The following is a 4,283-nucleotide window of genomic DNA, read 5'->3' on the forward strand; positions in this document are numbered from 1 at the left end:
CCTCGGTTTTCCTTGCTACACCGTGAATACTCTTGAGGAGGCCGACTTTCTCTGGGCCCCAGATCAAGAACGCGACCACCAAGACCAGGCCGATCACGGTCCACCGGCTGTCGAAGATCCAAGGGAAGGCCAGGACGAGAAGCCCGCCCATGAAGTGTACCAACTTTCGGCTGAGCTCCACGGACGGTTGTCCGAAGATTCGCCAGGCCTCGGCAACACCGAAGATTAGGAGGAAGCCCGCTCCGACCAATGACGCGCGGATCAGTTCACTCAACATGGGACACCTCATCGACGTGGAATGACTGGTAGAACCAAGCGAGATCCTGAGAATGAAGCTTTTCGGAAAGCTCCGGTAGTGGCACGACTCTGTCGCGCAATGCATGTGGGGCCGTACGGGGCACGAAGAGATTCCAGTAAGCAAGACGTGCATCGGGTGCTGCGGAGTCCAATAGTGCTGTGTAGACACGCTCATGCTCCGCCGGACTCATGTATTCGAAGATGTCCGAAAGGTTGAACCCGTCGAAAGGCCCTACGGCTTTCTCTACGGGACCGAGCACTGTGCGAATGCGGGAGATTCGTTCACGGACAATTCCGCGGAACTCGGGACGCAAGTAGCGTGGAAGTGCGTCGGACCTATAGTTCCCAGTTAGGACATAGGCTAGGTACGGATTTGTGTCCGTGGGTAGCTCGCTGAACGCGTATTGTGTACGAGCGAGCATTCTGGTGGCGATAGGGCCGTCGACGTGCTCGAAGAACGCTGGATCCCGACCCAATCGACCACAAACCGCTCGACTGAAGAAGAGTCTGAAAAGGAGTCGCCAGCGCCAAGTGTCCCAGACTTCGCTATAGAAGCGTCTTCTCTCCTCAGGGGACCGCGAATTAAGCAGGCCTTCGATGCGGCGCTTGGGATGTATCAGTGGCAGGAGTCTTCGGCGGAACATAGAGAAGTAAGCCTCAAACTTTCCAGCGTGAATTACTCCCTCCTGCACCAGGTCGAGGTGTGCGTCCCAGAAGATGCACGCATCGTCAGGCATTGCGCTTCTAAGGCGCCGATATGTCTCCTCTCGGTTCGTGGAAGGAGTCACACCAAGGAAGGCCAGGAGAGCGTCGTCGTCCAGTTCGGTGAACGCGGCCACGCGGATCATGACACAAGCTAACTGCACCGGACTCAGGTCGACCGCAACGACTTCGGCGGGGTCGAGCGTGAGCAGTGCTAGGGCATTGTCTCCAGAAGAGGCAATGGTTAGTAGGCGTCCATCTTTCGCAACCGGGGCGAGAGCCTCGCACAACACGTCGGCATCTTCCCAAACACTGCCGTAGCGAATGGCATCGAAGGCTGCCCGTTCTTCTATGGGCCGATCAGACCCCAATTTATGGGTCTTATTCATCGTAGGATCCTTTTCACCGTGGGTCCTGCTTTGGACGTCCGAGTGCCTCGTGAGCTTGGGCGAACTCCCCCGTGCACATTGCGGCCATGATCGAGATTTCTCCAGCCAGCGCGAGCCCGGCTGTGATTTCAGCAAGCTTAGCCGCACCGTCATTCCCCAAGCAGCCGAGGATTCGGAGTGATTCGGTCGCCGTCGGAAGACGGGTACCACCACCCACAGTGCCGAGGATCAGGTTAGGCAAGGTCACGCAGGCATAGAGATCGCCTGTTTCAGTCACCTCCATGCGGTGCAATGCCGTACTGGCTTCGCTCACACAAGCGACGTCCTGTCCACACGCTAGGAATACTGCGGCAACCGCATTTGCCACGTGGCCACTCACGCCGATCGAACCTGTCTGAATGCCTCCGATTACACCCATGCGCCAGGCATCTCCAATCCGTTCAGGTGTAGTCCTGAGGCTTTCCTCCACTAGTGAACGAGGAAGTGTTACCTCGGCGGTAGTGTGTCGTCCGCGGGTATCGAAGAAGCTGAGCGAGGTACCCTTCTTATCACCTGACATGTTCGAATCGATGAACCAGTGTCGCGGTAGTACGGGTGTGCGTTGGATAAGATCCTCACACGCGGCCTGTGCCGCGAAGGTCACCATGTTCTGCCCAGCTGCGTCCCCAGGATAGAAGTCCAGAATCAGATAGACGAAGTTGGCTTGGGGTTGCACACGCATGTTTACCAGACGACCGTGCTGGGTGGTACTCTCGGCAACATCACGTATTTGTTCGAACTCCCCTACTACCCAAGCAGTGAACTGAATTGCTTCAGCCATCGTGTTGAAAGCAAAGCCAGGGGCTCGCTGGACCTGCTGGACTGTGGTCAGGCATGCGGCTCCGCCAGCGAGTGTCACAATTTTTGCTCCTCGAGAGTAGCTAGCGACCAATGCCCCTTCCGACGTCGCCATCGGGACATAGAAATCCCCGTGCGCATGGAGGCCATTGATGCGCAAGGGACCCACAACTCCAGTGGGGATACACGTCATCCCAATTAAGTTCTCGATATTGCCCGCCAGTTCCTCCGCGCCTGGTTGTGGAGCTTCCCCTGACAGATGGGGCAGAGGTCCTGCGAACTCCTCGAGGAACTCAATCCGCTTCCGCACCGCGTCATCGTTGGTCTCGCCTCGGCCAGGCACTGGCGGCGGCACCGGTCGTTCATCGTGAGAGGTCGGTGCGAGTGCATCCTTGAGGTCAGCGACGTTTGCACCCTTGCTCAGGCGCCGCGCGATCTCTGCAGCTAGGTTATATGGGATAGGCATGTGCCTCCTTAATTTATAGTTTTTCGTCAGTGGGGCTTACTAAAGCCAGTGGCTCGCCAGTGAGTGACGCTGAATATGGTACACGTTTACTCAGTAGTTCGTATCGCCGAGTCCATGTCTCAACCCCTGGCATCTTTTGTGGGTCCAACAGAAATCGGCTCACGTTGTCTTCATGAACAAGTGCGGTGATAAAGCGACGGAATCCTGCCTGCCCGGCGTCTCGGTATGCGGCATGCGTGAGAGCTGTCCCGAGTTTTCTACCCCTCATATCCGGTGCGACAGCGATCGTTTTGATCACAAGCCAGTCGCGATCTGGGAATGTAAATAAGAAGCCGACGAGTCGGTCCTCTTGGTTTCGGGCGAGGAATGTGAAGTGTCCAGGCACCGTAGCTAGCGCGTTTCCGTACAGTGACTGGAACGCCTGGAGTGGAATTGGTTCGAAGAGGAAATTATCCGCAAATGCGTCCGTGCAAAGTGCATGTAACTCAGGAACCGCCGCCTGTACGTTCTCCGACGTGAGCCGTTCGATTTGAAGTCCTGATGCCACTGCAGTGTCATAGCCTGATTGCGTCCGTGTGAGCAGGTCGCCGAAAGTATACTCTCCAGTATCGGGGATATGTAATCCGATGGTTTCGAACGAGGCCGCTACCTCGAAACCCTGATCTATGAAATGACGTTGATGCTCTGGTGGAGTTGTGGGCTCCCAACTGAATGGATTTGGCAGGGAAGCCGTTTCCTCGGGATACAACATGACTCGGTACTTGAACCATGTGTTCACATCGACTGGCGCGAAGACCTCTTCGAGATTGTTAGCAACGGCCCATTTCATGGCGCCCTCCATGAGTAACTTTGCCGCGTGACCACCCTCAGGATCAGGCGCTGTTTCATAGAGACCGATTACACCAGAGCGTTTACTCGCTGGGCCTTGGAATACACCTGCTCTTGCTAGGGCTCCATCGGGTCCCTCAACGATCAACAGGGCTGCGGGTCGACTGAGTCCGATGCTTAACACCAGGGAGAGATAGCTGGAGGGTTGGACAGTGCCTTGCGGGCGAAGAGCTTGGAGCTGGGAGCCGACCGACTCAAATCGGTCGATGAAGTCGGCGGGTGCCGGATCTTCCTCAGTGGAGTAGCAATGGGTCAAAGAGAGATTCATAGGATTCTCACCTCACCCTTACCAGCATCGAGGCGGACCCGTTGGCCATTCTGTAGCTTCTTGAGCGGGTCGCCCTCTACGCCGACAACAGTGGGTATGCCGAGTTCACGTGCGACCACTGCCGAGTGAGACAACAAGCTTCCTCTCTCGATGATCAGGCCTGAGCACGCCGGAAAAGCTGGTACCCAGCCCGGGTCAGTCCGTTCGGTGACGAGGATCTCCCCGTCCAATCCTTCCGTGTCCTCAAAACTGTATGCTACCCGTACGGGTCCCTCCACGACGCCAGGGCAGCACGACGTGCCGTGCAAGACGTTCGGGTCGTCGGATCCGAGGTCCTTCAGTAAGTCGAGGCTTTGGAGTAGACTGGGATGTCTAAGGACTGCCCCGGCCGCACCTCGAGTTAGGAAGCGGTTCGGTGGCGCCACCGAACCGCTTC

5 protein-coding genes are annotated in these 4,283 nt (G+C 56.9%); all 5 read right to left on the bottom strand.

The window, feature by feature from the left end; all coding sequences use genetic code 11:
- Positions 1-277: hypothetical protein (locus OSA81_13335; GenBank protein ID MDE0899983.1), on the bottom strand; the 277-nt coding region annotated here is incomplete at its 3' end.
- Positions 267-1,388, bottom strand: coding sequence for a DUF3419 family protein (locus tag OSA81_13340; GenBank protein MDE0899984.1), 1,122 nt, complete (start codon positions 1,386-1,388; stop codon positions 267-269). The genes OSA81_13335 and OSA81_13340, both read right to left, overlap by 11 nt.
- A gap of 13 nt (positions 1,389-1,401) precedes the next feature.
- The gene (locus OSA81_13345) at positions 1,402-2,691 is read right to left on the bottom strand and encodes a hydroxymethylglutaryl-CoA reductase (GenBank protein ID MDE0899985.1); all 1,290 of its coding nucleotides are present in this window, start codon (positions 2,689-2,691) and stop codon (positions 1,402-1,404) included.
- 13 nt (positions 2,692-2,704) lie between these two features.
- Positions 2,705-3,847, bottom strand: coding sequence for a GNAT family N-acetyltransferase (locus tag OSA81_13350; GenBank protein MDE0899986.1), 1,143 nt, complete (start codon positions 3,845-3,847; stop codon positions 2,705-2,707).
- Positions 3,844-4,283, bottom strand: a 440-nt coding sequence (locus OSA81_13355) for a PEP-utilizing enzyme (protein MDE0899987.1), incomplete at its 5' end; no start/stop codon positions are given. The genes OSA81_13350 and OSA81_13355, both read right to left, overlap by 4 nt.

This window comes from Longimicrobiales bacterium, from assembly GCA_028823235.1.
GTDB lineage: Bacteria > Gemmatimonadota > Gemmatimonadetes > Longimicrobiales > Gaopeijiaceae > UBA2589.